Source organism: Pandoraea sp. B-6, from assembly GCF_000282835.1.
GTDB lineage: Bacteria > Pseudomonadota > Gammaproteobacteria > Burkholderiales > Burkholderiaceae > Pandoraea > Pandoraea cepalis.
Genome location: NZ_KB290522.1, coordinates 44,558 through 45,697 on the forward strand (window position 1 = coordinate 44,558; position 1,140 = coordinate 45,697).

1 protein-coding gene is annotated in these 1,140 nt (G+C 68.3%); it reads left to right on the top strand.

Annotated elements, in window-relative coordinates:
- On the top strand, positions 1-949 hold a 949-nt coding region (locus A985_RS25295), incomplete at its 5' end, for an NAD(P)/FAD-dependent oxidoreductase (RefSeq protein ID WP_232424609.1).
- Positions 950-1,140 lie beyond the last annotated feature (191 nt).

The window sequence follows — 1,140 nt, forward strand, 5'->3', positions numbered from 1 at the left end:
CGCGCTCGTGCTGGCGCTCGGCTCGCAGGCCGACGATGCGTGTCTGCCCGGTGTGCGCGACGTCTGCCATTTCATCGACAGTCAGCCGCAGGCCGAGGCATTTCAAGCGGCATTGCGATGTGAAGCGCTGCGCAGCGCCGTGAACGACGACGCGCTGCGTGTCGTGATCGCCGGTGGCGGCGCCACGGGCGTGGAACTCGCGGCGGAGCTGAGCCGCACGTTCGCGCTGGCGGCCGGCTATGGCGATCCGCGCATTGGCGAGCGGCTGAAGCTCACGCTCGTCGAGCGTGGTCCGCGTGTGCTCGGGGCGTTTCCGCCGGAGGTGTCCGAGTCGACGCAGGCGGGGCTCGAGCGCCTGGGCTTTCGCGTGCTGACGGACACCCGCATCGTGTGCGCCGACCGCGACGGTTTCTATCGTGACGACGGCCAGTTGATTCCTGGCGACCTGCTCGTGTGGGCGGCGGGCGTGAAAGCGCCGGACGTCTTGCAGGGCATTGGCGGGCTCTTGACCAACGATGCCAACCAGATCGTGGTGCGTCCAACGTTGCAGACGGCACAAGACGAGCGAATCTTTGCGCTGGGCGACTGTGCGTCGCTCGTGCCCGCGAAGGGCGAGTGCCCGTTGCCGCCAACGGCCCAGGTCGCCACGCAGCAGGCGGCGCATCTGGGCCGACATCTTGGCGCGTGGTTTGAGGGACGCGCGATTCCGCCGTTCGTCTATCGCGATCCTGGCGCGTCGGTCTCGCTTTCCGGCTACAACGCGTTTGGCGCCCTTGGGCGATTCGGCTTTTTCAAGGGTGGCATCGTGCGCGGACGCTTCGCGCAATGGAGCCACGCCATGTTGTATCGGCGCCATCAGCATGCGCTGCACGGGTTCGCCCGCGCGACGGTGCTGTTGGGCGCGGAAAAACTCGGCGGCCTTCGCGGGCCGCGCACCCGGCTGGCCTGACCATGCGAAGCGACCGAACTCACTGCCCCAAACGAAGCGGTACCCACCGCGATGCCTGCACATCCCCGACGTCCGCGACGTCACGGACTTCGCGCACGTCGCGCGCCGCGCCGCGCGATCAAGGCGTGTGGCAACACACCGTGGCGATGCTCGATGCCGAACCGGTCGTGTGCCGGCCCGTCATTCCCTAC